Origin of the sequence: Streptomyces sp. NBC_01017, from assembly GCF_045162795.1 — a bacterium.
Classification (GTDB): domain Bacteria; phylum Actinomycetota; class Actinomycetes; order Streptomycetales; family Streptomycetaceae; genus Streptomyces; species Streptomyces machairae.
The window spans coordinates 8,406,879-8,433,628 of the sequence record NZ_CP108683.1 but is presented as its reverse complement, the minus strand read 5'-3'; the positions used below and the strand labels follow the sequence as shown (position 1 = coordinate 8,433,628).

General features: G+C 68.9%; 20 protein-coding genes and 1 pseudogene. 8 read left to right on the top strand and 13 right to left on the bottom strand.

Features of this window, described 5'->3' with window-relative positions; all coding sequences use genetic code 11:
- Positions 1–56: 56 nt before the first annotated feature.
- Positions 57–1,076 (top strand): LacI family DNA-binding transcriptional regulator, encoded by a 1,020-nt coding sequence (locus OG331_RS38725; RefSeq protein ID WP_406205488.1) that lies wholly within the window; start codon positions 57–59, stop codon positions 1,074–1,076.
- 93 nt (positions 1,077–1,169) lie between these two features.
- On the opposite strand, the gene prcA is transcribed toward OG331_RS38725, so the two are convergent.
- The 6 genes and pseudogenes from prcA to arc all read right to left on the bottom strand — a co-directional run bounded on the left by prcA (position 1,170) and on the right by arc (position 7,097).
- On the bottom strand, positions 1,170–1,949 hold the full coding sequence (gene prcA / locus OG331_RS38720; protein WP_406205485.1) for a proteasome subunit alpha: 780 nt from the start codon (positions 1,947–1,949) through the stop codon (positions 1,170–1,172).
- A 59-nt stretch (positions 1,950–2,008) separates the two neighbouring features.
- Positions 2,009–2,854 (bottom strand): proteasome subunit beta, encoded by an 846-nt coding sequence (gene prcB / locus OG331_RS38715; RefSeq protein WP_406205482.1) that lies wholly within the window; start codon positions 2,852–2,854, stop codon positions 2,009–2,011.
- Positions 2,806–3,010, bottom strand: a pseudogene (locus tag OG331_RS38710) (endonuclease domain-containing protein); the annotation flags it as partial. The pseudogene OG331_RS38710 and the gene prcB, both read right to left, overlap by 49 nt.
- A gap of 146 nt (positions 3,011–3,156) precedes the next feature.
- Complete coding sequence (locus OG331_RS38705; protein ID WP_328428856.1) at positions 3,157–3,375, bottom strand: ubiquitin-like protein Pup; 219 nt, start codon at positions 3,373–3,375, stop codon at positions 3,157–3,159.
- A gap of 199 nt (positions 3,376–3,574) precedes the next feature.
- A complete protein-coding gene (gene dop, locus OG331_RS38700; RefSeq protein WP_406205478.1) occupies positions 3,575–5,086 on the bottom strand; it encodes a depupylase/deamidase Dop in 1,512 nt (503 codons plus the stop codon).
- A gap of 244 nt (positions 5,087–5,330) precedes the next feature.
- Positions 5,331–7,097: a proteasome ATPase gene (gene arc, locus OG331_RS38695; protein WP_406205475.1), complete on the bottom strand. Its 1,767-nt coding sequence runs from the start codon at positions 7,095–7,097 to the stop codon at positions 5,331–5,333.
- A 245-nt stretch (positions 7,098–7,342) separates the two neighbouring features.
- Here arc and OG331_RS38690 point away from each other — a divergent pair, with 245 nt between their 5' ends.
- Positions 7,343–7,648 carry a ferredoxin gene (locus OG331_RS38690; protein WP_406205472.1) on the top strand — a complete coding sequence of 102 codons (306 nt, stop codon included), beginning with the start codon at positions 7,343–7,345 and terminating at the stop codon, positions 7,646–7,648.
- A 58-nt stretch (positions 7,649–7,706) separates the two neighbouring features.
- Here the strand turns inward: OG331_RS38690 and OG331_RS38685 are convergent, their stop codons facing one another.
- The 3 genes from OG331_RS38685 to OG331_RS38675 form a co-directional block, all read right to left on the bottom strand.
- Complete coding sequence (locus OG331_RS38685; RefSeq protein WP_406205469.1) at positions 7,707–8,285, bottom strand: hypothetical protein; 579 nt, start codon at positions 8,283–8,285, stop codon at positions 7,707–7,709.
- Positions 8,286–8,580: 295 nt separating this feature from the next.
- Complete coding sequence (locus tag OG331_RS38680) at positions 8,581–9,483, bottom strand: tRNA (adenine-N1)-methyltransferase (RefSeq protein ID WP_328882750.1); 903 nt, start codon at positions 9,481–9,483, stop codon at positions 8,581–8,583.
- A 75-nt stretch (positions 9,484–9,558) separates the two neighbouring features.
- Positions 9,559–11,079: a site-2 protease family protein gene (locus OG331_RS38675; protein ID WP_406205466.1), complete on the bottom strand. Its 1,521-nt coding sequence runs from the start codon at positions 11,077–11,079 to the stop codon at positions 9,559–9,561.
- Between the two features lie 175 nt (positions 11,080–11,254).
- Here OG331_RS38675 and OG331_RS38670 point away from each other — a divergent pair, with 175 nt between their 5' ends.
- Positions 11,255–12,268: a RecB family exonuclease gene (locus OG331_RS38670; RefSeq protein ID WP_406205463.1), complete on the top strand. Its 1,014-nt coding sequence runs from the start codon at positions 11,255–11,257 to the stop codon at positions 12,266–12,268.
- A gap of 15 nt (positions 12,269–12,283) precedes the next feature.
- Complete coding sequence (locus tag OG331_RS38665; RefSeq protein WP_030053339.1) at positions 12,284–12,955, top strand: response regulator transcription factor; 672 nt, start codon at positions 12,284–12,286, stop codon at positions 12,953–12,955.
- 82 nt (positions 12,956–13,037) lie between these two features.
- Here the strand turns inward: OG331_RS38665 and OG331_RS38660 are convergent, their stop codons facing one another.
- The 4 genes from OG331_RS38660 to metH form a co-directional block, all read right to left on the bottom strand.
- Positions 13,038–14,618, bottom strand: a complete 1,581-nt coding sequence (locus OG331_RS38660; RefSeq protein ID WP_406205460.1) for an ABC transporter substrate-binding protein — start codon at positions 14,616–14,618, stop codon at positions 13,038–13,040.
- A 99-nt stretch (positions 14,619–14,717) separates the two neighbouring features.
- Complete coding sequence (locus OG331_RS38655) at positions 14,718–16,322, bottom strand: ABC transporter substrate-binding protein (protein ID WP_406205457.1); 1,605 nt, start codon at positions 16,320–16,322, stop codon at positions 14,718–14,720.
- 444 nt (positions 16,323–16,766) lie between these two features.
- Complete coding sequence (locus tag OG331_RS38650) at positions 16,767–17,462, bottom strand: HAD family hydrolase (protein ID WP_406205454.1); 696 nt, start codon at positions 17,460–17,462, stop codon at positions 16,767–16,769.
- A gap of 160 nt (positions 17,463–17,622) precedes the next feature.
- Positions 17,623–21,141, bottom strand: coding sequence for a methionine synthase (metH, locus tag OG331_RS38645; protein ID WP_406205451.1), 3,519 nt, complete (start codon positions 21,139–21,141; stop codon positions 17,623–17,625).
- Between the two features lie 295 nt (positions 21,142–21,436).
- Between metH and OG331_RS38640 the strand changes: the two genes are divergently transcribed.
- From OG331_RS38640 to OG331_RS38625, 4 genes are all read left to right on the top strand, one after another.
- The gene (locus tag OG331_RS38640; protein WP_328428845.1) at positions 21,437–22,201 is read left to right on the top strand and encodes an IclR family transcriptional regulator; all 765 of its coding nucleotides are present in this window, start codon (positions 21,437–21,439) and stop codon (positions 22,199–22,201) included.
- Between the two features lie 322 nt (positions 22,202–22,523).
- On the top strand, positions 22,524–23,318 hold the full coding sequence (locus tag OG331_RS38635; protein ID WP_406205447.1) for an MIP/aquaporin family protein: 795 nt from the start codon (positions 22,524–22,526) through the stop codon (positions 23,316–23,318).
- 96 nt (positions 23,319–23,414) lie between these two features.
- Positions 23,415–24,956, top strand: coding sequence for a glycerol kinase GlpK (gene glpK / locus OG331_RS38630; protein ID WP_365062107.1), 1,542 nt, complete (start codon positions 23,415–23,417; stop codon positions 24,954–24,956).
- 49 nt (positions 24,957–25,005) lie between these two features.
- Positions 25,006–26,622, top strand: a complete 1,617-nt coding sequence (locus tag OG331_RS38625; RefSeq protein WP_406205445.1) for an FAD-dependent oxidoreductase — start codon at positions 25,006–25,008, stop codon at positions 26,620–26,622.
- Positions 26,623–26,750: the final 128 nt, after the last annotated feature.

Sequence of the window (26,750 nt, the reverse complement as noted above, 5' to 3'; positions counted from 1 at the left end):
CCGCAGGGCTGGAGCGCCCCGCGGCGAACGACCAGGAGCAAGGAAGCAGGCGGACGGTGGCACACGGCAGCACCCGCCCCACCAGCCGCGACGTCGCCCAGGCGGCGGGCGTCTCGCAGGCCGCGGTCTCCCTCGTCCTCGGCGAGAAGTGGCGCGGCCGGGTCTCCGAGGCCACCGCCGAACGCGTCCGCGAGGCCGCCCGCGAACTCGGATACCGGCCCAACCTCGCCGCCCGCAACCTACGCCTCGGCCACACCCGCACCGTCCTCCTCGTCGTCCCCGCCCTCACCACCGAGTTCTTCGCTGGCGTCTACACCGGCGCCGCCCGCGTCGCGGCCCACCACGGCTTCGGCGTCGTCCTCTACCCCTCCCCCGAAGGCATCGGCCCCGCCCGCGACCCCTTCGCCTCCGCCCAGGCCGCCCTCGACGGCGTCATCGCCTCCTCCATGGCCGCCGACGCCCTCACCGCCATCCGCGGCGGCGACCAGCTGCCCCTGGTCATGCTGGACAGCGACCCGGACGGCAGCCTCGGGGCGGCGACGGTGAACCTCGACATCACGGACGGCGTCCGTCAGGTCGCCGATCACCTGCTCCGCCTCGGCCACCGCCGCTACCTGCACCTCGCAGCCGACGTGCCCTCCTGGACCTTCGACATACGGGCACGTGAGCTCGCCGCACGCATCGGCGAGGTGCCCGGCACCTCGCTTCTCACCGTCCGCGCACCCATCTCCATCGAGGGCGCCCGCACCGCCGCCGAGACCGCCCTCTCCGCCAACGGCCCCCGCCCCACGGCCATCGTCTGCGACGACGACAAACTCGCCGCCGGCGCCTACAAGGCCGTGCGCCGCCTGAGCCTGCGCATCCCGGACGACATCTCCGTGACCGGTCTCGACGACCTCGCCCTCGCCACCGCCATCGACCCCGAGCTGACCACCGTCCGCCTGGACGCCGAGCTCTTCGGGGAACGTGGCATGCAGGCCCTTCTGGCGGTCCTGGAAGGCCGTGAGCCCAAGGAGGGTGACATTCCGGTCGAGCTCGTCGTACGGGGCTCCACAGCACCGCCCAGCGCCCCCTGAAGGCCCGCGTGAACGCCTGTGCCCCGGCCGAGCGGGCGGCCGGGGCACAGTACGGGCGAATCGAGGTCGGAACTGCTCCTCGGTGAGGTCGGACTACTCCTCGGAACTGCCGGAGTCCTCGGAGTCCTCGGGTTCGTCCCCGTTGTCGGCGCTCTCGGCCTCGGTGGCCGCACCCTCGGCCGCCAGCAGCCGGGCCAGCTGACGGCCGACGATGCGCTTGAACTTGCGAGACTGCGGACGCGTACGGTCCAGCACCGCGACCTCGAGCCGCTCCGCTGGAATCTCCCGCTGCGTGCCGTTCGACTCGCGCGACAGGGCCTGGACCGCCAGCTTCAGCGCCTCGGCGAGACTCACGCCGTCCTGATGACGCTGATCCAGGTAATTGCTGATCAACTCGGCATTGCCGCCGACCGCGACCGAGCCGTGCTCGTCCACGATCGAGCCGTCGTGCGGCAGCCGGTAGATCTGGTCACCGTCAGGCGTCTCACCGACCTCGGCGACGACCAGCTCCACCTCGTACGGCTTCTCCGCCGCGGAGGAGAAGATCGTGCCCAGCGTCTGCGCATAGACGTTGGCCAGACCACGCGCGGTCACGTCATCACGGTCATAGGTGTAACCACGCAGATCGGCGTACCGCACGCCGCCGATCCGCAGGTTCTCGTACTCGTTGTACTTGCCGGCGGCCGCGAAACCGATCCGGTCATAGATCTCGCTGAACTTGTGCAGCGCACGGGACGGGTTCTCGCCGACGAACACGATGCCGTCGGCATACTGCAGCACGACGAGGCTGCGGCCACGGGCGATGCCCTTGCGGGCGTACTCCGCCCGGTCGGCCATGGCCTGCTGGGGTGAGACATAGAACGGCGTCGACACCGGTTATCCGTCCCTTTCTGTCGAAGTCACAGGATCACCTTGCTAAGACCGAGCCGCCGCTACAGCAGCGCAGCCCGCGGGCCGTCGGGCTGCTCCAGACGCCGCGCCAGAATGGAACGGGCGATCTCGGAGGACTCGTCTTCGCCCAGTCGGCGGAATCCGTCCTCGGTGATCACGGTGACGATCGGGTAGATCCGGCGGGCGACATCGGGACCACCGGTCGCCGAGTCGTCGTCAGCCGCGTCGTACAGGGCCTGCACCACGAGGGTCGTGGCCTCGGCCTCGCTCAGGTCATCACGGAAGAGCTTCTTCATGGCGCCACGCGCGAAGATCGAACCGGAGCCGGTGGCGGCGAAACCGTGCTCCTCGGAACGACCACCGGTCACGTCGTACGAGAAGATCCGCCCCCTCTCCCGGTCGACGTCGTACCCCGCGAAGAGCGGTACGACGGCCAGCCCCTGCATGGCCATGCCCAGGTTGGACCGGATCATCGTCGACAGCCGGTTCGCCTTGCCCTCCAGCGACAGCTGAGCGCCCTCGACCTTCTCGAAGTGCTCCAGCTCCAGCTGGAAGAGCTTGACCATCTCCACGGCCAGACCGGCGGTGCCGGCGATACCGACGGCCGAGTACTCGTCGGCCGGGAACACCTTCTCGATGTCGCGCTGGGCGATCACATTCCCCATGGTCGCCCGCCGGTCACCCGCCAGCACGACACCGCCCGGGAACGTCACGGCCACGATGGTCGTGCCGTGCGGCGCCTCGATCACGCCCTGCGTGGGCGGCAGTTGGCGGTTGCCGGGCAGCATCTCGGGCTGATGCTCGGAGAGAAAGTCCATGAAGGAGGACGACCCAGGCGTCAGGAAGGCAGCTGGTAGACGCCCGGTGCTACGAGTGTTGGCTTCCACGCGATTCCTTCCAGGTAATCGGCAGCTCGGTTCATCGCTTCGGGATCGTTCCCTCAACAGGCCGAGGCCGGAAAAGCAGTTGAAGCACAGTACGCCACGGACCCTACCCGTCTTGTGGCGGTGATCCACATGAACGGCAAGCCCCTTGAAACAGATCGCGCGGAGCTCGTCCGAGCGGCAACCGGCTGGTCACGCGAGGGCTGCGCGCGGCTTGGACCTGCCGCACCGCACGCAGCCCTTCATCTCCGACTCACCGACCACCACTCCACCCCGTTTGCCTTCGAATCGAAGGAAAGGGCGACCTACTGCCCACCCTTTTGGACGAAGGACCGCACAAAGTCCTCCGCGTTCTCCTCGAGGACGTCGTCAATCTCGTCCAGAACCGAGTCGACGTCGTCGCTCAGCTTCTCCTGGCGCTCCTTGAGGTCCTCCGAAGCCTGCGTCTCCGCGGTCTGCTCCTCGACTTCCTCCGTGGAACGCGTGGCCTTCTGCTGTCCGCCGCCGGTGTCCTTGGTTGCCATATCCCTCACCCCGCTCAGTTCGCCCGACATGGTCGACAGGTCGGCTTTCCTGCCGATCGGTGATGATCAGACCCTACAAGCCGGGTCTGACATCGGCCCCGCAGTTTCTCCAACGTACGGGGGCCATCTCGATGATTCCCGGACGCCGGGATTTCCACCCTGCTCGGCCGATGTCCGGCTGACACCGCACGAGTACCCCTCAGTTGCCCGAGAGGACCTTGACCAGGTCTTCCGCCGTGCGACAGCGGTCCAGGAGCTCCTTGACGTGATTTCGCGTTCCGCGAAGCGGTTCGAGGGTTGGGACGCGCTGGAGGGAGTCCCGGCCGGGCAGGTCGAAGATCACCGAGTCCCAGGAGGCCGCGGCGACGTCGTCGGCGTACTGCTCCAGGCAGCGCCCGCGGAAGTACGCGCGCGTGTCCTCCGGCGGCTTCGTGCGGGCCCTCTCGACCTCGTTCTCGTCCAGGAGGCGCTTCATGCGTCCGCGGGCCGCGAGACGGTTGTAGAGGCCCTTCTCGGGGCGTACGTCGGCGTACTGGAGGTCGACGAGGTGAAGCCGCGCGGCGTCCCAGTCGAGGTCGTCGCGGCGCCGGTAGCCCTCCATGAGCTCTCGCTTGGCGACCCAGTCCAGCTCGCCCGCCAGGCTCATCGGATCCCGCTCCAGGCGGTTGAGGGTGTCCTCCCAGCGGGTCAGGACGTCCTTGGTCTGTTCGTCGGCGTCGGCGCCGAAGCGTTCCTCGACATATTTGCGGGAGAGCTCGTAGTACTCCATCTGGAGCTGTACCGCGGTCAGTGTGCGGCCGCTACGGAGCGTGATCAGGCGTTTGAGGGACGGGTCGTGCGACACCTGGTGGAGTGTGCGCACGGGCTGGTCCACGGCCAGGTCGACCGCGATGAAGCTGTCCTCGATCATCGACAGGACCAGGGCCGTGGTGCCCAGCTTCAGATACGTCGAGATCTCCGACAGGTTCGCGTCGCCGATGATCACGTGCAGGCGGCGGTATTTCTCCGCGTCCGCATGCGGTTCGTCGCGCGTGTTGATGATCGGGCGCTTCAGGGTCGTCTCGAGGCCCACCTCGACCTCGAAGTAGTCCGCTCGCTGGCTGAGCTGGAAGCCGTGTTCGTGGCCGTCCTGGCCGATGCCGACGCGGCCGGCGCCGGCGAAGACCTGGCGGGAGACGAAGAAGGGCGTCAGGTGGCGCACGATGTCGGAGAAGGGGGTTTCCCGCTTCATCAGGTAGTTCTCGTGCGTGCCGTAGGAGGCGCCCTTGTTGTCGGTGTTGTTCTTGTAGAGGTGGATGGGCTGGGCGCCGGGCAGCTGGGCGGCCCGCTCGGCCGCCTCGGCCATGATCCGCTCGCCGGCCTTGTCCCAGAGGACGGCGTCGCGGGGATTGGTCACCTCGGGGGAGCTGTATTCGGGGTGTGCGTGGTCGACGTAGAGCCGTGCCCCGTTGGTGAGGATGACGTTGGCGAGGCCGATGTCCTCGTCGGTGAGCTGGCTGGAGTCGGCGGCCTCGCGGGCGAGGTCGAAGCCTCGCGCGTCCCGCAGCGGGTTCTCCTCCTCGAAGTCCCAGCGAGCCCGGCGGGCCCGGTGCATCGCCGCCGCGTAGGCGTTGACGATCTGGGATGAGGTGAGCATGGCATTGGCGTTGGGGTGGCCGGGGACGGAGATCCCGTACTCCGTCTCGATGCCCATTACTCGCCGTACGGTCATGCGGCCCTCCTTGCCCGGCGGCGCCCTCGGTCGGGGGCGCCGCTCAAGTACCGCTGGCGCTCCGGTGCGTGTGCGGTGCCCGTCCCCGCACTGCGCGACTCGGCGGTACCGAAGAGCCTAGAACGCCTTTGCGCTGGTGGGGAGATCATTTGCGTCATTGCGTTGCTCGCCTTTGTTCCGGCGGTGGCCGGAAAAACAGTCGGCTGCGGGTACCCGGTGGGGGCACCCGCAGCCGCCCTGTCTTTTACAGGTACTGACCGGTGTTTGCCACCGTGTCGATGGAGCGTCCGGTGTCTGCGCCCTGCTTTCCGGTGATGAGGGTGCGGATGTACACGATCCGCTCGCCCTTCTTTCCGGAGATCCGGGCCCAGTCGTCCGGGTTGGTGGTGTTGGGCAGGTCCTCGTTCTCCTTGAACTCGTCCACGCAGGCCTGGAGGAGGTGGGAGACGCGGAGGCCCTTCTGGTTGTGCTCCAGGAAGTCCTTGATCGCCATCTTCTTGGCGCGGCCCACGATGTTCTCGATCATGGCGCCGGAATTGAAGTCCTTGAAGTAGAGGACTTCCTTGTCGCCGTTGGCGTAGGTGACTTCCAGGAAGCGGTTTTCCTCGGATTCGGCGTACATCTGCTCGACGGCGGTCTGGATCATGCTCTGGACCGTCATGGCCCTGTCGCCGCTGTGCTCGCCGACGTCCTCGGTGTGGAGCGGCAGGCGCTGGGTGAGGTACTTGCCGAAGATGTCCTTGGCGGCCTCGGCGTCCGGGCGCTCGATCTTGATCTTCACGTCCAGGCGGCCGGGGCGCAGGATGGCGGGGTCGATCATGTCCTCGCGGTTGGAGGCGCCGATCACGACCACGTTCTGCAGGCCTTCGACACCGTCGATCTCGGCGAGCAGCTGGGGGACGATGGTGTTCTCCACGTCCGAGCTGACACCGGAGCCACGGGTGCGGAAGAGGGATTCCATCTCGTCGAAGAAGACGATGACGGGTGTGCCCTCGCTGGCCTTTTCACGTGCACGCTGGAAGACGAGGCGGATCTGCCGCTCGGTCTCACCCACGTACTTGTTCAGAAGCTCGGGGCCCTTGATGTTGAGGAAGAAGCTCTTGCCGGTGGCCTGCCCGGTCACCTCGGCGACCTTCTTGGCCAGCGAGTTGGCGACGGCCTTCGCGATGAGCGTCTTGCCGCATCCGGGGGGCCCGTACAGGAGGACACCCTTGGGCGGCCGCAGTTCGTGCTCCCTGAACAGGTCGGGGTAGAGGTACGGGAGCTCGACCGCGTCGCGGATCATTTCGATCTGGTTGCCCAGGCCGCCGATCTGCTCGTAGCCGATGTCCGGTACTTCTTCGAGGACGAGTTCCTCGACTTCGCTCTTGGGGACGACCTCGTAGACGTAGCCGGAGCGGGGTTCGAGCAGCAGGGCGTCGCCGGGGCGGATGGTGACGTCCAGCAGAGGCTCGGCGAGCCGTACCACCCGTTCCTCATCGGTGTGCCCCACTACGAGGGCGCGCTCGCCGTCCTCGAGGATCTCCTTGAGGGTGACGATGTCGCCGACGCTCTCGTACTCCATGGCCTCGACCACGTTGAGCGCTTCGTTGAGCATTACTTCCTGGCCGCGCCTGAGGTCGTCTAGTTCGACGCTCGGGCTGACGTTCACGCGGAGTTTGCGGCCACCGGTGAAGATGTCGGCCGTGCCGTCCTCGTTCTGCGTCAGGAAGACACCGAAGCCGGCCGGTGGCTGTGCGAGCCGGTCGACTTCCTCCTTGAGGGCCACGATCTGGTCGCGGGCCTCACGGAGCGTGTTGGCGAGTCGCTCGTTCTGTGCGGACACGCCGGCCAGATTGGTCTGCAGCTCGACGATCCGCTCCTCGAGAATCCTCGTGTGCCGCGGAGAGTCGGCGAGCTTGCGTCGCAGGACGGCGATCTCCTGCTCAAGGTAGGCAATCTGCCCGGCCGGGTCGTCGGACCCCCGTCCCGGGCGGATGCCGCGGTTCATGTCGTCGTCGTGGGCTGCCACGGTCCTCACCTCCTCCAAGGGGAGCTGGACGCTTCCAGACCCTACCTGGGTGGGTGTCGATTGAAACCCCTAGATCACAAAGACTGTCGGGGTGTGTCCGATCTTCACCCTTGCGCTCTCCCTCACGCCAGGGGAATACCCACCGAACATGATTGGGAAGCCGCCGCAGGTAGGCTCGAAGCGTTCAACACCCTTCAGAGCTGGCCGGATTCCCGTCCGGCTCGGCGTACGGAACGGCAGGAGAGATGAGCGTGGAACAGGCGGCCGGGGTCGAGGGTCAGGCGCTGGAGGTCTGGATCGACCAGGATCTCTGTACCGGTGACGGCATCTGTGCCCAGTATGCGCCCGAGGTCTTCGAGCTGGACATCGACGGTCTGGCCTACGTGAAGGGCGCGGACGACGAGCTGTTGCAGGCCCAGGGGGCCACAACGCCCGTGCCGCTGCCGCTTCTCACGGACGTGGTGGACTCGGCGAAGGAGTGTCCGGGCGACTGCATCCATGTGCGTCGCGTTTCGGACAAGGTCGAAGTCTTCGGTCCGGACGCCGAGTGACCTTGCGCGTACGGGGTGTTACGACTGTCTGATTTCTCACACGTGCCCGTGGCGTAGGTCAGACGCTGTGGGCACCGGCGGGTGTCGAGCGGGCGAACGAGCCGTTCTTCCACTGCCACTTCGCGCTGTCCTTCACGTCGGGGCAGCACCGGGGCACGTCGTCGGTCGAGTAGCCGAGCAGGTCGGCGACGACGGCTCCGTCACGGACGGCGAGGTCGGAGACGGTGATGCTGTCCTTCGGGTTCACAAGGGTGGCGACGACGCGGGGCGTGGCCGCCCCGGTGCCACGGGTGAGGACGTAGACGCCGTCGGGCGGGGTGCCCATGGGGGCGTCGCAGTGCACGACGGTCACGGTTTCGGGACTGCCGTCGCCGTCCAGGTCCCCGCTGGCCTTCTTGACCACGACCGCCTTCACCGGGCCGCATTCCAGGGGGAACTCCACGCTCGCGGGATCCGGGGGCGCGACGGCCGCGGGGGCGTTCTTCGCATCCGGACCGGCCGTCTGGGCCGCTGTCGCCGAGTTGGGCTGCAGGACCGAGGACAGGGCCACGACACCGGCGACCGCTGTGGCGGTGGCGAGCCAGTGGATCGGGCGGGTGTGAGTGTGTGCCAGTTCCGGGACGGCGGATTGCTGCACTAGGAGCGTCTCCTGTGAGGGCTGTGCCGGTGGGGGTGGCCAGCATGGTGCCACACGTCACAGTACGGGGGAACGGCGGGGTGTGGAGTTCCCGTGCCGGTGTGATGGTTGGGAGTGCGTGGGGGGCGTGCGGGAGTCGTGCGGCGTTCGGACCAGCCGTTTGTCGTCTCGTGGATTTGTTGGCTTGTGGGTTTGTGGGCTTTTGCGTCAACAGAAAGGCGCTGTGGTCGAGTTCCGGGGGCGTTCCGGGAACTCGACCACAGCGCTTGTACGTTGATCGCGGCACAGGGCCGCCTCAGCGGCGGTTGCCTCCGTCGGCGTTGGGGCCCTCGTAGTCCTCGCCGTAGGCGCCCTTGGCGGGACGGCGGCGGCGCATGGGCGGCTCGACTCCGTCGGCGAGGCGGCGGGCGGTGAGCAGGAAGCCGGTGTGGCCGATCATCCGGTGGTCCGGGCGGACGGCCAGGCCCTCGACGTGCCAGTTGCGGATCATCGTCTCCCACGAGGTCGGCTCGTTGAAGCAGCCGATCTCGCGGATGGACTCGACGGTCCGGGCGAGCTGGGTGGTGGTGGCGACGTAGCAGCAGAGGATGCCGCCGGGCACGAGCGCCTTGGAGACGGCCTCCAGGCACTCCCAGGGGGCGAGCATGTCGAGGATGACGCGGTCGACGTCGGTGTCCGACAGGTTGTCCTGGAGGTCGCCCACGGTGAGCTGCCAGGCGGGGTGCGGGCCCCCGAAGTAGCGCTCCACGTTCGCCTGCGCGATCTCGGCGAAGTCCTCGCGGCGTTCGTAGGAGTGCAGCATGCCCTGGTCGCCGATGGCGCGCAGCAGGAAGCTGCTGAGCGAGCCGGAGCCGACGCCGGCCTCCACGACGCGTGCGCCGGGGAAGATGTCGGCGAAGGCGAGGATCTGCCCCGCGTCCTTGGGGTAGACCACGGCGGCACCGCGGGGCATGGACAGGACGTAGTCGGGGAGCAGGGGGCGCAGCGCGAGGTAGGCGACGTTCCCGGTGGTGCGGACAACGCTGCCCTCGGGAGCACCGATCAGTTCGTCGTGCGGGAAGGAACCCTTGTGGGTGTGGAAGTTCTTCCCGGCCTCGAGCGTGAACGTGTAGTGGCGGCCCTTGGGGTCGGTCAGCTGAACCTGGTCCCCGACCTTGAAGGGCCCGCGCCTGCGGGCGGCACCGGTCGGTTCGGACATGTGAACAGCCTACCGGCGTTTCGGGGGGCCGCCGACCACCGGGAATTGGGCGGCACCGCTTGGGGAGAGCGGTGATCAGCTCGGGCGGGCCATCGCCTTCACGAAGGCGCGCTCGACATCCGCCGCCGACAGCACGCCGTAGATCTCACCGGTCTCCTCGACGACCAGGTACTCGGTGGCGGGGGTGGCTCGGAGGGCGTCGAGGAGTTCCTCTCCGGCGAGTTCGGCGGAGACGCGCATGCCGTCGGTCAGGTCCTGCGCGAGGCCACTGACGGCGACCCAGGGGCGACGGTGTTCGGGTACGCCGACGATGGCGGCCTCGCGGACGAGGGAGAGGGGGTTGCCGTCGGCGTCGACGACGACCAGGGCGCGGGCGCCTGCGTCGTTGGCGCGGCGCAGCGCCTCGGACAGGGGTGTGCTCGTCTCGACGGGGACGGCGCGGCGGGTGAGGGTGCGGGCGCGCAGGTCGGGGAGGTGCTCGCGCAGGCGGGCCATGCGCAGGCTGTTGCCGGCGCCGGTCCAGATGATCGCGGCGAGGATGGCGGCCAGCAGGGCGTCCATGACGGTGTCCATGCCGACGTTGTCCACGGCGTCGGAGCCGAGCGCACCGGACTGGGTGAGCCACGGGAGCCCGACGAGGACGGAGACGGCGAGGGCGCGGCCGACCCAGGCGGCGGCGACGGTGCCGGTCATCGGCCTGCCGGTGATCTTCCAGACGACCGCGCGGAGCATGCGGCCACCGTCGAGGGGCAGGCCGGGGAGCAGGTTGAAGGCGGCCACGATCAGGTTGGAGATCATCAGGCCGGCCAGCAGGACGCCGGGGACGGTACCGGGTTCGACGGCCTGCAGGGCGCCGTAGAAGACGCCGGAGAGGACGAGGGAGAGCAGGGGTCCGACGAAGGCCAGCACGAACTCCCGCCCTGGCGTCTCGGCCTCCTTCTCGATCTCGGAGACCCCGCCGAAGAACTGCAGCTGGATACGGCGCACGGGCAGCTTGAAGCGGAGCGCGGCGACGGTGTGGGCGAGCTCGTGGACGAGGACGGAGGCGTAGAAGGCGACCGCGAAGAAGAGGGAGACAAGGTAGCGGACGGCGCCGAGCTCCGGCAGCACGCGCTCGAGCTGTCCCCCGAACACCCAGGTGATCAGCGCAGCGACCAGGAACCAGCTGGGGGCGACGTAGACGGGCACGCCGAACGGCCGGCCCATGAGCAGCCCGCCGCGGGGGTCCTTGGGGCGCTGCGGCGGACGGCCCTTGGTGGTGCCGGAGTGGGCGAGGGTGCGGTCGGGGTGGGTGTCGCTGTGGGAGGCCTGCGCGAACGGGCTCTCGGCGTCGCGACGGTCAGGCGTGCGCGGGTCGGTGGCGTCGCCGGGGGCGGGGTCGGCTTCCTCGCGGGACTCGGACGAGACCGGCGTCGCGGGGCCGGGAGTCGTGTCGCCGCTGTCGCCGGTGCCGCTCGCGTCGTCCTTGGGCTGCTCGTCGGACGGAGCCGGGTCGGGGCGCGCGGGTCCGGTGGCCGGGGCCTCACGGTCCGGTCGGCGCTCGCTCGACTCGTCGGTGCCGGACCGCGGCTGCCCGCTCCCGCCGCTCTCGTCCACGGTGTCCCCTCGTTCGAAGCGTCTTCCGCGCCTGCCGGGCGGATGGGTCTCGGGTCGATGGTATGCGGCCGTCGCAGCGCGTTTCGCCCCGGCACCCCCTCTGTTTCCCCGTCCGCCGCAGCCGTAACGGCCGGGGCTGGGTCACTGTCAGTGGTGGGCCGTAAGGTCTGTGGTCATGGAGACGAGCACGGAGGGTGCCGCGGCGGACTGCGGCAGTGACACCGCGCCGGCGGCAGAGCCGGTGACGGACGAGTACCCGGTGGGGACGGACAGTACGGCGACGGCGGTCGAGGCGGGTGAGAGCGCGGCCGCAGCGGGCGGCACGGCCGTGCGTCCGGCGATAGCGCCGGCCTCGCTGTCCCCTTCCCGTGCCAGTGACTTCATGCAGTGCCCGCTGCTCTACCGGTTCCGGGTGATCGACCGGCTGCCCGAGAAGCCGAGCGCGGCGGCGACCAGGGGCACGCTGGTGCACGCGGTACTGGAGCGGCTCTTCGACGCCCCGGCCGCCGAGCGGACCGCTCCGCGCGCCAAGTCCCTCATCCCGGGCCAGTGGGACCGGCTGCGGGAGAGCAGGCCGGAGGTCCTGGAGCTGTTCGCGGACGATCCCGAGGGCGAGCGGCTGGCGACCTGGCTGGGTGAGGCGGAGCGGCTCGTGGAGCGGTGGTTCGGTCTGGAGGATCCGACCCGGCTGGAGCCCGCCGAGCGGGAGCTGTTCATCGAGGCCGAGCTGGACTCGGGGCTGCGGCTGCGCGGCATCATCGACCGCGTCGACGTGGCGCCGACGGGCGAGGTGCGGATCGTCGACTACAAGACGGGCAAGGCGCCCCGGCCCGAGTATGCCGAGGGCGCGCTGTTCCAGATGAAGTTCTACGCCCTGGTCGTGTGGCGGCTGAAGAAGGTGATCCCTCGCCGGCTCCAGCTCGTCTATCTGGGCAGCGGTGACGTGCTGACGTACGACCCCGTCCTCGCCGACCTGGAGCGGGTGGAGCGCAAGCTGCTGGCGCTGTGGGAGGCGATCCGGACGGCGACCGAGACGGGTGACTGGCGTCCGAAGCAGACGAAGCTGTGCGGCTGGTGCGATCACCAGGCCCACTGCCCGGAATTCGGCGGCACTCCCCCGCCGTATCCGCTGCCGGTCAGGGCGGGCGAGTCCGGCGGCGGTGCGCAGGGCAGAATGGGGCCGGACTAGGCGAAGGAGACTCACGTGGCCATCCGCGTCCTACTGGTCGACGACCAGCCCCTGCTGCGTACCGGCTTCCGGATGATTCTGGAGGCGGAGCAGGACATCGCGGTCGTGGGCGAGGCCGGTGACGGCCTGCAAGCTCTCGACCAGGTGCGGGCCCTGCAGCCCGACGTGGTTCTGATGGACATCCGCATGCCTCGCATGGACGGGGTCGAGGCGACCCGGCAGATCACCGGTCCCGGGCGGGACGGCCCGGCGAAGGTGCTGGTGCTGACCACGTTCGACCTCGACGAGTACGTGGTGGAGGCGCTCAAGGCGGGAGCCAGCGGCTTCCTGCTGAAGGACGCCCCGGCCAACGAGCTGGTGCAGGCGATCCGGGTGGTCGCGGGCGGCGAGGCGATGCTCGCGCCGAGCATCACGCGCCGGCTGCTCGACAAGTACGCCACGCATCTGCCGTCGGGCGACGAGCCGGTTCCGGACACCCTGCACACGCTGACCGAGCGCGAGGTGGAGGTGCTGAAGCTGGTGGCGCGGGGCCTGTCCAACGCCGAGATCGCCGCCGACCTCTTCGTCAGCGAGACCACCGTCAAGACCCACGTGGGCCACGTCCTGACCAAGCTGGGGCTGCGGGACCGGGTGCAGGCCGCGGTGTACGCGTACGAGAGCGGGCTGGTGCGTCCGGGCGCCCAGTAGGGACCCGCACGGCACGACTAGGCGACGACGCAGAGGGCGCCCCTTCTCAGGAAGGGGCGCCCTCTGCGTACTTCGTCCTCCGTCAGCCCTTGCTCAGCTCCCAGAAGCGGAACACGGTGGAGGCGTCGAGGCAGTACTCCAGGCCGTAGACGTTGTCGCGGACGACCGCGTACTGCTTGGCCTGCCAGACCGGAAGGACGGGGACTTCCTCGGCCACGATGTCCTGGAGCCGGTTGAACTCGTCGTCCGTCGCGGCGCGGTCGCTCTCGGCGGCGGTGCGCGGGATGAGCGTGCCGGTGATGGCGTCGTTGCTGTAGTTGTTGCTCAGCACGTTGCCCTTGCCGAAGAAGGGGGCCGTGAAGCTGTCGGCGTCCGGGTAGTCCGGGATCCAGCCCTTCACGTACACGCCGTACTTGCCGTCGGCGATGTCCCTCTCGTACTGGTCGAACGCGACGGACTGCACATCGGCGTCGAACAGGCCACTGGCGTTGAGCTGCTGCGCGATCGTCTCCAACTCCTGGTCGGTGGCCGGGCCGTAGCGCGACGGGGTGGACCAGAGGGTGAGCTTGACCTTGCCGTCGATGCCCTCGTCCCGCAGGGCCGCGGCGGCCTTCTCCTTGGAGGGGCGGGCGCCGTAGGTGTCGAAGAAGGCCGTGTTGTGTCCGCTGATACCGGCCGGGATGATCGAGTACAGCGGGGTGGCCGTGCCCTGGTAGACGTCCTTGATGAGGGCGTCACGGTCGAGGAGGTAGGCCATGGCCTTGCGCACGCCGAGCTTGCCGGCGACCGGGTCGTCCATGTTGAAGACCAGGTGCTGGACCTCGGCGCTGCTGCCTTCGACGACCTCCGCACCGGAGTCGCCGCCGGACTTCTCGACGTCGGCGATGCCGCCCGCGGTGAGGCCGCGGTAGGCGATGTCGACCTCGTTGGCGCTCAGGGCCTTCTTCAGGGCGTCCTGGTCGCCGTGGAAGAACTTCATGGTCACGCCGTCGTTCTGTACCTCGGCGGTGCCCTTGTAGTTCTCGTTGACGGAGAAGACGGCCTCGTCGTCGTCGAACTTGTCGAGCTTGTACGGGCCGGAGCCGACCGCCTGGTCGTCCTTGCGCAGGCCGCTCGCGTCGTACTGCTCCTGGTCGACGATGGAGCCGGCGCCGGAGGCTATCTTGCTCGGGAAGGTGGCGTCGGGGGTGTTGAGCTGGAAGACGACCGTCTTGTCGTCCGGCGTCTCGACCTTGTCGAGCGTGGGGAACATGACGGCGGGGCCGTCGGGGTCGTTGATCTTCAGCATGCGGTCGAAGGAGAACTTGACGTCCTCCGAGGTGAGCGCGTCACCGTTGCTGAACTTCAGACCGTCCTTGAGCGTGCACCTGTAGACCGTCGTCTGTGTGTCGGAGAAGGAGCACTGCTCGGCGGCCTCCGGCTGCGGTTCGGTGGCGCCCTTGGGGAAGCTGAGCAGCGACTGGAAGACGTTGTTGAACAACAGCCAGGAGCCGGGGTCGTAGCCGGAGGCGGGGTCGGTGGCGAGGACGTCGTCCGACATTCCCATGACCACCGAGGTACCGGTCCCCCCGGTGCCCGCGGTCTCGGTTCCACAGCCGGTCAGCAGGCCGGAGGCCAGCCCTGCCACGACGGGCAGGACCGGCCACTGGTTGCGCATGTTCACTTACAAGTGCCTTGTCGTCGGTTGTGAGGTACCCGGGCACCCGTCCTGGATCCCGGGCCGAGCCGGCGCCCTGGTCGTGGCCGCCGGGCACGGGTGAGGTCAGCCGCTCACGCCACGGCCGAGCTCCCACAGCTGAAGGGTCGAGGAGGAGTTGAGCACGTACGCCGTGCCCGTGACGTCATCGCCGGCGGCGACGAACTGCTTGCCCTGCCACAGCGGCAGCACGGGCACGTCATCGGCGACGATGTCCTGAATGTCCGTCAGGCTGCCGGAGGCCGACAGGCGGTCGGCGACGCGGCGGGACTCCGGGATGAGGGTGTTGCGGATCGTGCTGTTGGCGTACGGCGAGCCGAGGAAGTTGTCCTTGTCGAGGAACGGCGCGAGGTAGTTGTCGGCGTCCGGGAAGTCCGGGAACCAGCCCATGCCGTAGACCTCGTACTCGCCCTTCTGCTCGGCGGGGCGGAACGTCGCCCAGGGGGCGCCCTTGATGTCGACGTCGAACAGGCCGCTGTCGTTGAGCTGCTTCTGCAGCAGCTCGAACTCCTTCTTCGTGGCCGAGCCGTAGTGGTCGGTGGTGTAGTGCAGCGTGAGCTTCACCGGGGTGGTGACGCCGGCCTTCTCCAGCATGGACTTGGCCTTGGCGGTGCTCGGGTCGCCGTACTTGTTGAAGAACGCGTTGGAATGGCCCGTGATGCTGGCGGGGACCAGCGAGTAGAGCGGTTCGGCCTGGGAGCCGTAGACCTTGGAGACGAGTTCGCCGCGGTCGATGACCTGTGCCATGGCCTGACGGACGGCCTTCGTACGGACCGACGCGTCGTTGGTGTTGAAGGCCAGGTAGCGGATTTCCAGGCCGGACATGTCGACGAGGTCGACGGTGTCGTCGGAGTCGGCCGACAGCTTCTGGATCTGCTCGGGCGACATGGTGCGGGTCATCAGGTCGATGTCGCCCTTGTCGAGGGCGGTGCCCATCTCGTCGGCGTCCGTGAAGTTGCGCAGCTCGACCTTGTCGTTGTTCACCTTCAGACTCCCCTTGTAGTCGGGGTTCTTGGTGAACACGGCGGAGACCAGCTCGTCGTTCTTGACCTCGGACTGGAGGGTGTACGGGCCGGAGCCGTCGAGCTCGAAGCCGTCGCGCAGCTTGTCCTTGGCGTAGATGTCCGGGTCGACGATGCCTGCGACCGGGGTGGACAGCTTGAACGGGAAGGTGGCGTCGGCGGTCTTGAGGTGGAAGATGACCTCGCGGTCGCCCTGGGTCTCGACGGTGTCGATGGTGGACAGCAGCGCGAAGACGCCGCTGTCGGCCTTGAGAGCGCGGGCGCGGTCGATGGAGTACTTCACGTCGTCCGCGGTGACCGGGTCGCCGTTCGAGAACTTCAGGTCCTTGCGCAGGGTGCACGCGTAGCGCTCGTTGCCGCTGTCGGTGAAGCCGCAGGTCTGGGCGGCCTCCGGCACCGGTTCACCCTCGCCGCGCGGCTGGATCATCAGGGTCTGCACGGTCTGGCGCAGGATGTTCCAGGTGCCGACGTCGTAGGCGTAGGCCGGATCGAGCGGTGCGGGAGCGTCCTTCGAGGCAGTGAACGCGTCCGTGGTGCCGACGACGATCGCGTCGCCGCTGTCGCTGCCGCTGTCGGTTCCACCACAGGCGGCGAGAACCGGCACAAGCAGGCCGATGACGGCCGGCAGCACCAAAGTCTTGCGGTTCATGCTCGGGTTTCTCCAGCTGTCGACTCCGTGTACCCGGCATGCAGGGGTGTCGCGGCGGATCACGGGGTAAGTTCGATGTTCTCGCGACGAGGTTAGTCCGCGCCCGCAGGAGGGTTCGCCGCGACCGGAGTTGAGGCCCCATCACGCTGTGGAGCCGGTCGCGGACGCACCGGAAACCTTGGACCGGAAGGATTCGTGCACCGGTCCATCAATCGGGACACAAAGGTGCGCCCCAAACCCTCGGCACAGGGGGTGCTGCACACTGCGAGCCACCTGTCGACCCCATGGGCAGTGGTAAACGTCACAAACTGAACGGTCTTGGCGCGCACCGGAATTCAGCCATCCGGCGCCACTCGAATTCCCTTGCGGAATTCCCGCGCTATCGGCGTTGCACGCTGGGTGAACGCCGGCCCTATTTCAGTTGTCGCACGTTGTCAGTCGTCGTCAGACGGTGATCAGGCCGCGCAAAAATGCCAGATCGACCTCTTCCAGCGAGGTCACCACGGTGCGCCGGGCGGCCGGGGTGATCGGCGCAACCGACGGTACGGCCACGACGTGACAGCCGGCGGCCTCCGCCGCGGCGACGCCGGTCGCGGTGTCCTCGACGACCGCGCACCGGGTGGGATCGGCGCCCAGTCCGGCCGCGGCGAACAGGTACGGGTCCGGGTGCGGCTTGGTGCGCTCCACCTCGTCGCCGGCGACGGTCAGCGCGAAGTGCTGCGGGCCGAGCGAGGTGAGCACCCGGTCGATGATGCGCCGGTGCGAGGCGGACACCAGCGCCGTGGGGATCTCGTACGCGGCCAGCTCGGCCAGCAGCCGGGCCGCGCCCGGCATCAGCGGCAGGGCGCGGTCGATACGGTCCTCGAAGCCCTGGTTCAGCAGCAGCGTGAGCTCGGCGAGAGCGATGTCGGCGCCGGTGGCCTCGATCAGGAATCCGGCGCTGCGGCTCATCGGGCCGCCGACCACGACATGGCGCCAGGTGTCGTCGAGGGTGTGGCCCAGGCTCGCGAAGACCTCGACCTCGACGTCCCACCAGAAGCCCTCGGTGTCCACCAGGGTTCCGTCCATGTCGAGGAGGACCGCCTGCAGGGCCGAGCCGTCGGCCGTACGGGTTACTGGTGCGGGGACCGTGCTGGTCATCCACGTACCTCCTTGAAGGGACGATCAGGCCGGTTCCCACGGAGGGAACCGGCCTGCGGTGGACCGTCCAGTGTACGACCTGCGCGAACGAAGCGCCTGGTTTGACCGGTGTGCCTCGGGGCACACCTGTTACCCGTCCGCAATCGGGCCGGGGGTCGCCTCAGCGTGCGTTGAAGTACTTCGCCTCGGGGTGGTGGATGACGATCGCGTCCGTGGACTGCTCGGGGTGCAGCTGGAACTCCTCGGACAGGTGGACGCCGATGCGCTCCGGCTGGAGCAGGTCGGCGATCTTGGCGCGATCCTCCAGGTTGGGGCAGGCGCCGTAGCCGAGGGAGAAGCGGGCGCCCCGGTACTTCAGCGCGAACATGTCCTCGATGCCGGCCGGGTCCTCACCGGCGAAGCCCAGCTCGGAACGCACGCGCGCGTGCCAGTACTCGGCGAGTGCCTCCGCCAACTGCACGGACAGGCCATGCAGTTCGAGGTAGTCCCGGTAGGCGTTGGCCTCGAACATCCGGGCCGTCTCCTCACCGATCCGCGAGCCCACGGTGACGACCTGGAGGCCCACGACGTCCGTCTCGCCCGACTCCTGCGGGCGGAAGAAGTCCGCGAGGCACAGCCGGCGGCCGCGGCGCTGGCGCGGGAAGGTGAAGCGGGTGCGTTCGTTGCCGTGCTCGTCCAGCAGGATCAGGTCGTCGTCCTTGGAGACGCACGGGAAGTAGCCGTAGACCACGGCGGCTTCCAGGAGGTTCTCCGTCTGGAGCTTGTCGAGCAGGCCGCGCAGCCGCGGGCGGCCCTCGGTCTCGACGAGTTCCTGGTACGACGGTCCGTCGCCGCTGCGGGTCTCCTTCAGGCCCCACTGGCCCTTGAAGAGGGCGCCCTCGTCGAGCCAGGACGCGTACTCCTTGAGCTGGATGCCCTTGATGACGCGGGTGCCCCGGAACGGCGGCTCGGGCAGCGGGTTGTCGACAGCAACGTCGGAGCGGACGTGCCCTTCCTCGGGGCGCTCGTCCAGTACGGCCGTCGCGGTGGCGCTCTTGACCCGGCGCTGCTTGAGCTCGGGCAGCTGCACGCCGGGCACGCCCCGCTTGACGCCGATGAGGGCGTCCATCAGGCGCAGGCCCTCGAAGGCGTCGCGGGCGTAGCGGACTTCGCCCTCGTAGATCTCGTGCAGGTCCTGCTCGACGTACGCGCGCGTGAGGGCCGCGCCGCCGAGGATGACCGGGTAATCGGCCGCGAGACCGCGCTGGTTGAGCTCTTCCAGGTTCTCCTTCATGATCACCGTGGACTTCACCAGCAGCCCGGACATGCCGATGACGTCGGCCCGGTGCTCCTCGGCGGCTTCCAGGATCGCGGAGACGGGCTGCTTGATGCCCAGGTTGACCACGTTGTAGCCGTTGTTGGACAGGATGATGTCCACCAGGTTCTTGCCGATGTCGTGCACGTCGCCGCGCACCGTGGCCAGCACGATGGTGCCCTTGCCGTCGGCGTCCGTCTTCTCCATGTGCGGTTCGAGGAAGGCGACGGCGGACTTCATCACCTCGGCGGACTGGAGCACGAACGGCAGCTGCATCTGGCCGGAGCCGAACAGCTCGCCGACGACCTTCATGCCGTCCAGGAGCGTCTCGTTGACGATGTCGAGGGCGGAGCGGGCCTGGAGGGCGTCGTCGAGGTCGGCTTCCAGGCCGTTCTTCTCGCCGTCGATGATGCGGCGCTTGAGGCGCTCCTCCAGCGGGAGGGCGGCGAGTTCCTCGGCCTTGCCGGCCTTCAGGGACTTGGCGGTGGCGCCCTCGAACAGGGCCATGAGCTTCTGCAGCGGGTCGTAGCCCTCGGCGCGGCGGTCGTGGATGAGGTCGAGGGCGGTCTGGACCTCTTCCTCGGAGAAGCGGGCGATCGGAAGGATCTTCGACGCGTGCACGATCGCCGAGTCCAGGCCCGCCTTGACGCACTCGTCGAGGAAGACGGAGTTGAGCAGGATGCGGGCGGCCGGGTTCAGGCCGAAGGAGATGTTCGACAGGCCGAGGGTGGTCTGGACATCGGGGTGGAGCCGCTTGAGCTCGCGGATCGCCTCGATGGTGGCGATGCCGTCCCCCCGGGACTCCTCCTGACCCGTGCAGATGGTGAAGGTCAGGGTGTCGATGAGGATGTCGGACTCGAGGATGCCCCAGTTCGTCGTCAGGTCCTCGATCAGCCGCTCGGCGATCTCGACCTTCTTCTCGGGGGTGCGGGCCTGGCCCTCCTCGTCGATGGTCAGCGCGATCAGCGCGGCGCCGTGCTCGCGGGCGAGCTCGGTGACCTTCGCGAAGCGGGACTCGGGGCCGTCGCCGTCCTCGTAGTTGACGGAGTTGATGACCGCGCGCCCGCCGAGCTTCTCCAGACCGGCCTGGATGACGTCGACCTCGGTCGAGTCCAGGACGATCGGCAGCGTGGAGGCGGTGGCGAAGCGGCCGGCCAGCTCCTCCATGTCGGCGACGCCGTCCCGGCCGACGTAGTCGACGCACAGGTCGAGCATGTGGGCGCCCTCGCGGATCTGGTCGCGGGCCATCTCCACACAGTCGTCCCAGCGTGCGGCCAGCATGGCCTCGCGGAACTTCTTCGAGCCGTTGGCGTTGGTGCGCTCGCCGATGGCCAGGTAGGAGGTGTCCTGCCGGAACGGCACCGTCTGGTACAGGGAGGCCGCGCCGGGCTCGGGCTGAGGCCTGCGCTCCACGGGCGTGGCCTCCCGGACCCGCTCGACGAGCTGCCTGAGGTGCTCGGGGGTCGTGCCGCAGCAGCCGCCGATGAGGTTCAGGCCGTAGTCCCGTACGAAGGTCTCCTGGGCGTCGGCCAGGCCCTCCGGGTCGAGCGGGAAGTGGGCGCCGTCCTTGGTGAGGATCGGCAGGCCGGCGTTCGGCATGCACAGCAGCGGCGTGCGGGAGTGCCGGGCGAGGTAGCGCAGGTGCTCGCTCATCTCGGCCGGGCCGGTCGAACAGTTCAGGCCGATCATGTCGATGCCGAGGGGCTCCAGCGCGGTCAGCGCGGCGCCGATCTCGGAGCCGAGCAGCATGGTGCCGGTGGTCTCGAAGGCCATGGAGACCAGCAGCGGCACCTCGGCGCCGGTCGCCTCCATGGCGCGGCGGGCGCCCAGGATCGACGACTTCGTCTGCAGGAGGTCCTGCGTGGTCTCCACGATCAGGGCGTCCGCGCCGCCGGCGAGCAGGCCCTCGGCGTTCGCCTGGAAGCCGTCGCGCAGCGCGCCGTAGCCGATGTGGCCGAGGGTCGGCAGCTTCGTGCCGGGTCCGATCGAGCCGAGCACCCACCGCTGGCGGCCGTCACGGGCGCCGAACTCGTCGGCCGTCTCGCGGGCGATACGGGCGCCCGCCTCGGACAGCTCGTACACCCGGTCGGCGATGTCGTATTCGGCCATGGCCGAGTGGTTGGCGCCGAACGTGTTCGTCTCGACGCAGTCCACGCCCGCGCCGAAGTACTCCTCGTGGACGGAGCGGACGATGTCGGGGCGGGTCAGGTTGAGGATCTCGTTGCAGCCCTCAAGGTTCTCGAAGTCCTCGAGTGTGGGCTCCTGGGCCTGCAACATGGTGCCCATCGCTCCGTCGGCGACCACCACTCGGGTGGCGAGCGCCTCGCGGAGCGCGGACACACGGGTCCGGCTGTCGGCGGAAGGGGTCGGTGGCAACGAGGCCATGTAAGGGCTCCCTGGAGTGCGACGGCTGTCGGCTTTGCGCCCTTTACGGATCCGTCCGCAGTGGGCGCACGCCGCAAGGGTAGCCGGGACTGCCGTCGAACGGTCAGGCGGTCCACGAGGCGGGACGAGGATGACGGCAGGGTCGATCTTCGGCCACGGGTGGGGCAACACCAAGGGACGGATAACCGCCGACCATTGGCGGGAGGTCGGCATCGACCGGTAGTGTTCGACATTGCCGAACGGCGGCAGCGACGTCGCACGGTCGACGCTCGAAGGGGACGGAGGCAGCACGGCGATGGCACGGAACATCCAGTCGCTCGAACGGGCGGCCGCGATGCTGCGGCTCCTCGCAGGCGGTGAGCGACGCCTCGGCCTGTCCGACATCGCCTCGTCGCTGGGCCTCGCCAAGGGCACCGCACACGGAATCCTGCGCACCCTCCAGCAGGAGGGCTTCGTCGAGCAGGACGACGCGTCCGGGCGCTATCAGCTGGGCGCCGAGCTGCTGCGCCTGGGCACCACCTATCTGGACGTGCACGAGCTGCGGGCCCGCGCCCTGGTGTGGACGGACGACCTGGCCCGCTCCAGCGGGGAGAGCGTCTATCTGGGCGTGCTGCACCAGCAGGGCGTACTGATCGTCCACCACGTCTTCCGCCCCGACGACAGCCGGCAGGTGCTGGAGATCGGCGCCATGCAGCCGCTGCACTCCACGGCCCTGGGCAAGGTCCTGTCGGCGTACGACCCGGTCGCGCACAGCGAGGTCATCGAGGCCGACCGCAAGGCCTTCACGGACCGCACCGTGTGCGAGCTGGACGCCTTCGAGCACATCCTCGACGTGACACGCGCGCGTGGCTACGCGGCCGACGTCGAGGAGACCTGGGAGGGCGTCGCCTCTGTCGCCGCCTGCATCCACGACCGGCGCCGTATGCCGGTCGGCTCGGTCGGCATCACCGGCGCCGTGGAGCGGCTGTGCCGTGACGGCGAGCTGCGCCCGGAGCTGGTCGCGGCGGTGCGGGACTGCGCCCGCGCGGTGTCGCGGGACCTGGGCGCCGGGCGGTTCTGAGAAGCCGAACGGGGCGAGAAGTGGGCACCGGGACGTCGTAGGACGTTCCGGTGCTTCGCCATTCCCCGGCACTGCCGTCACTGGTGTCGACAAATCAACACAAGCGACAACGATCGCACATTCGACGACGCGACCCTTGACGCATGTGTGACGCCGGGGCAAGCTCCCGTCCATCGGTCGGCATTGTCGAACACCTACCGGCAATACGCGCTAGAGTGTGACAACGCCAAGGGCCGGCGCCGCTCTCACCCGAGGGCGACGCGAACCACCGGAGGGACCCGGAGGTTCGGCTTCCCCTGGACGAAGGACAAAGGAGTCGCGGGTGTCCAGCTCCGACATCTTCATCGGCGAGACCATCGGTACCGCCATACTCATCCTGCTCGGCGGCGGCGTCTGTGCCGCTGTGACGCTGAAGGCCTCCAAGGCCCGCAACGCCGGCTGGCTCGCCATCACCTTCGGGTGGGGCTTCGCAGTGCTTACGGCGGTCTACACCTCGGCGCCGCTCTCCGGCGCCCACCTGAACCCGGCCGTGACCGTCGCGCTCGCGATCAAGGACAGCGACTGGAGCAACGTTCCGACGTACTTCGCGGGACAGATGCTCGGCGCCATGATCGGTGCGGCGCTGGTGTGGGTCGCCTACTACGGCCAGTTCCACGCCCACCTCACCGACAAGGAGATCGTCGGCGGTCCGGGTGCGCAGGCCACGGCGGCCAAGGCCGTCGAGGCCCAGGAGAAGGGCGCCGGCCCGGTCCTGGGCATCTTCTCCACCGGTCCCGAGATCCGGAACGCGGTGCAGAACCTCGCCACGGAGATCATCGGCACCGTCGTGCTGGTGCTCGCGGTCCTCACGCAGGGCCTGAACGACAGCGGCAAGGGCCTGGGCACCCTGGGCGCCCTGATCACCGCGCTCGTGGTCGTCTCGATCGGTCTGTCGCTCGGCGGCCCGACCGGCTACGCGATCAACCCGGCCCGTGACCTCGGTCCGCGTATCGTCCACGCCCTTCTGCCCCTGCCCAACAAGGGCGGTTCCGACTGGGGCTACGCCTGGATCCCGGTGGTCGGTCCGCTGATCGGCGGCGCCATCGCGGCAGGCATATACAACGTCGCTTTTGCTTAGGAGTACGAGCTTCACCCGTTTGAGTGAGAAGCACCGAAACTCTCAGCACGCGCCGTACGTAAAGCCCCATAACCACGGAACTTCCAGGAGCACACAGTGACCGACGCCCACACCGCCGGGCCCTTCATCGCCGCCATCGACCAGGGCACCACCTCCTCCCGCTGCATCGTCTTCGACCGCGACGGCCGGATCGTCTCCGTCGACCAGAAGGAGCACGAGCAGATCTTCCCGAAGCCGGGCTGGGTCGAGCACAACGCCAACGAGATCTGGACCAACGTCCAGGAGGTCGTCGCCGGAGCCATCCAGAAGGCCGGCATCACCCGCGACGACATCAAGGCCATCGGCATCACCAACCAGCGCGAGACGACCGTGCTGTGGGACAAGAACACCGGTGAGCCCGTCCACAACGCCATCGTCTGGCAGGACACCCGCACCGACGGGCTCTGCAAGGAACTCGGCCGCAACGTCGGCCAGGACCGCTTCCGCCGCGAGACCGGTCTGCCCCTCGCCTCCTACTTCGCCGGTCCCAAGGCCCGCTGGCTGCTGGACAACGTCGAGGGCCTCAAGGAGCGCGCCGAGGCCGGCGACATCCTCTTCGGCACCATGGACACCTGGGTCATCTGGAACCTGACCGGTGGTGCCGACGGCGGCAAGCACGTCACCGACGTCACCAACGCCTCCCGCACCATGCTGATGAACCTGCACACCATGGAGTGGGACGAGAAGATCGCCGAGTCGATCGGCGTGCCGCTGCAGATCCTGCCGGAGATCCGGTCCTCCGCCGAGGTCTACGGCGAGGTCACCGGCGGCAAGCTGGGCGACCTGCTCGGCGGTATCCCCGTCGCCTCCGCGCTCGGCGACCAGCAGGCGGCCCTGTTCGGCCAGACCTGTTTCTCCGAGGGCGAGGTCAAGTCGACGTACGGCACCGGCACCTTCATGGTGATGAACACCGGCGACAAGATCATCAACTCGTACGCGGGCCTGCTGACCACGGTCGGCTACAAGATCGGCGACGAGCCGACGGTGTATGCCCTGGAGGGCTCGATCGCCGTCACCGGGTCGCTGGTGCAGTGGATGCGCGACCAGATGGGCCTGATCTCCACCGCCGCCGAGATCGAGACGCTCGCGCTCTCGGTCGAGGACAACGGCGGCGCCTACTTCGTACCGGCCTTCTCCGGCCTGTTCGCCCCGCACTGGCGCTCCGACGCCCGCGGTGTGATCGCCGGCCTGACCCGGTACGTCACCAAGGCGCACCTCGCGCGTGCCGTCCTGGAGGCGACCGCGTGGCAGACGCGGGAGATCGCCGACGCCATGGTCAAGGACTCCGGCGACGAGCTGGTGGCCCTGAAGGTCGACGGCGGCATGACCTCCAACAACCTGCTGATGCAGACCCTCTCGGACGTCCTGGACGCACCCGTGGTGCGCCCGATGGTCGCCGAGACCACCTGCCTCGGCGCCGCCTACGCCGCCGGTCTCGCCGTCGGCTTCTGGTCCGGCACCGACGAACTGCGCGCCAACTGGCGCCGGGCCGCCGAGTGGACCCCCCACATGGACGCGGAGACCCGCGACCGTGAGTACAAGAACTGGCTCAAGGCCGTCGAGCGGACCATGGGCTGGATCGAGGACGACGAGAGCTGAGAGCAGCACTCGCCAGCTCTCGAACTCTGATGAGGAGTAAGAACCCGAAATGACCAGTCAGACCACCCTGCAGTCCGTGCCTGCCCTCGGTACGCACCCGGCCTCCGGCTCCAATCCGAGCCGCGCCGAGACCCGGGAGCAGCTCGCCAAGGCGTCGTACGACCTTCTCGTGATCGGCGGCGGCATCCTCGGCATCTCCACCGCCTGGCACGCCGCGCAGTCCGGCCTCAGGGTGGCTCTGGTCGACGCCGGCGACTTCGCCGGTGCCACCTCCTCCGCCTCCTCCAAGCTCCTCCACGGCGGTCTGCGCTACCTGCAGACCGGCGCGGTGAAGCTGGTGGCGGAGAACCACTTCGAGCGCCGTGCGGTCTCCCGCCAGGTGGCCCCCCACCTGGCGAACCCGCTCACGTTCTACCTCCCCGTGTACAAGGGCGGGCCGCACGGCGCCGCGAAGCTCGGGGCGGGCGTCTTCGCCTACTCCGCGCTCTCCGCGTTCGGTGACGGCGTCGGACACCTCCTCTCGCCCGCCAAGGCGGCGCAGGACGTGCCCGAGCTGCGCACCGACAACCTCAAGGCCGTGGCCGTGTACGGCGACGACCAGATGAACGACGCGCGCATGGCGCTGATGACGGTCCGCGGGGCCGTCGAGTCGGGCGCGGTCGTGCTCAACCACGCCGAGGTCACCGGTCTGCGCTTCACCAAGGGCCGGGTGACCGGCGCGGACCTGCGGGACCGCGTGTCCGGTGACGAGTTCGGCGTCAACGCCCGCCTCGTGCTGAACGCGACCGGCCCGTGGGTCGACCACCTGCGCAAGATGGAGGACCCCAATGCCGCACCGTCGATCCGTCTGTCGAAGGGCGCGCATCTGGTCCTGAAGCGGACCGCACCGTGGAAAGCCGCGCTCGCGACCCCGATCGACAAGTACCGCATCACCTTCGCCCTGCCCTGGGAGGACATGCTCCTGCTGGGCACCACGGACGAGGAGTTCGAGGGCGACCCGGCGGACGTCGCGGTCACGGAAAAGGACATAGCCCAGATCCTGGACGAGGCCGCGTTCTCCATCCGGGACCAGCAGCTGGACCGCGACCTCATCACCTACTCCTTCGCGGGTCTGCGCGTGCTGCCGGGCGGCCCCGGTGACACGGCGAAGGCCAAGCGCGAGACGGTCGTGACCGAGGGCACGGGCGGCATGCTGTCCGTCGCGGGCGGCAAGTGGACCACCTTCCGGCACATCGGCCGCACGATCATGAAGAAGCTGGAGGCGCTGCCGGGCCACCCGCTGGGCGACGACTTCGAGCCGATCGCCTCGCTGCCGAAGAAGCTGCCGCTGCCGGGCATCGCCAACCCGCGCGCGGTCGCCCACCGACTGCTGACCGACCGCCCGGCGCCGGGTCCGCGCATGGCGGCCGACACCGCCAAGCACCTGGCCACCCACTACGGCTCGCTGGCCTTCGACATCGCCCGCATCGCCAACGAGAACCCGGAGCTCGGCGAGCGCGTCCACCCCGACGCCCCGGAGATCTGGGCCCAGGTCGTCTACGCCCGCGACAACGAGTGGGCCGAGACGCAGGACGACGTGCTGCGCCGCCGCACGACGCTGACGATCCGGGGTCTGGCGACGGACGACGTCCGGGCGAAGGTGCAGGACCTGCTCGACAAGAAGTGACCTCGCACGCGCCGAGGGAGGGTTTCGCCGGATGAGCCTCCCACGGCGCCAGGTCCGGCCACTCCCCTGACCAGGCCGGACCGCACGAGGGCGGCCCCTTCCGCACCGGGGCCGGCCACCACCGGAAG

Bases quoted from the DNA above. Each gene is read 5' to 3' on its own strand.
- OG331_RS38705 (WP_328428856.1), bottom strand. From the start codon at position 3,375: ATGGCAACCAAGGACACCGGCGGCGGACAGCAGAAGGCCACGCGTTCC.
- dop (WP_406205478.1), bottom strand. From the start codon at position 5,086: ATGACCGTACGGCGAGTAATGGGCATCGAGACGGAGTACGGGATCTCC.
- OG331_RS38690 (WP_406205472.1), top strand. From the start codon at position 7,343: ATGAGCGTGGAACAGGCGGCCGGGGTCGAGGGTCAGGCGCTGGAGGTC.
- OG331_RS38680 (WP_328882750.1), bottom strand. From the start codon at position 9,483: ATGTCCGAACCGACCGGTGCCGCCCGCAGGCGCGGGCCCTTCAAGGTC.
- OG331_RS38670 (WP_406205463.1), top strand. From the start codon at position 11,255: ATGGAGACGAGCACGGAGGGTGCCGCGGCGGACTGCGGCAGTGACACC.
- OG331_RS38655 (WP_406205457.1), bottom strand. From the start codon at position 16,322: ATGAACCGCAAGACTTTGGTGCTGCCGGCCGTCATCGGCCTGCTTGTG.
- OG331_RS38650 (WP_406205454.1), bottom strand. From the start codon at position 17,462: ATGACCAGCACGGTCCCCGCACCAGTAACCCGTACGGCCGACGGCTCG.
- metH (WP_406205451.1), bottom strand. From the start codon at position 21,141: ATGGCCTCGTTGCCACCGACCCCTTCCGCCGACAGCCGGACCCGTGTG.
- OG331_RS38640 (WP_328428845.1), top strand. From the start codon at position 21,437: ATGGCACGGAACATCCAGTCGCTCGAACGGGCGGCCGCGATGCTGCGG.
- OG331_RS38625 (WP_406205445.1), top strand. From the start codon at position 25,006: ATGACCAGTCAGACCACCCTGCAGTCCGTGCCTGCCCTCGGTACGCAC.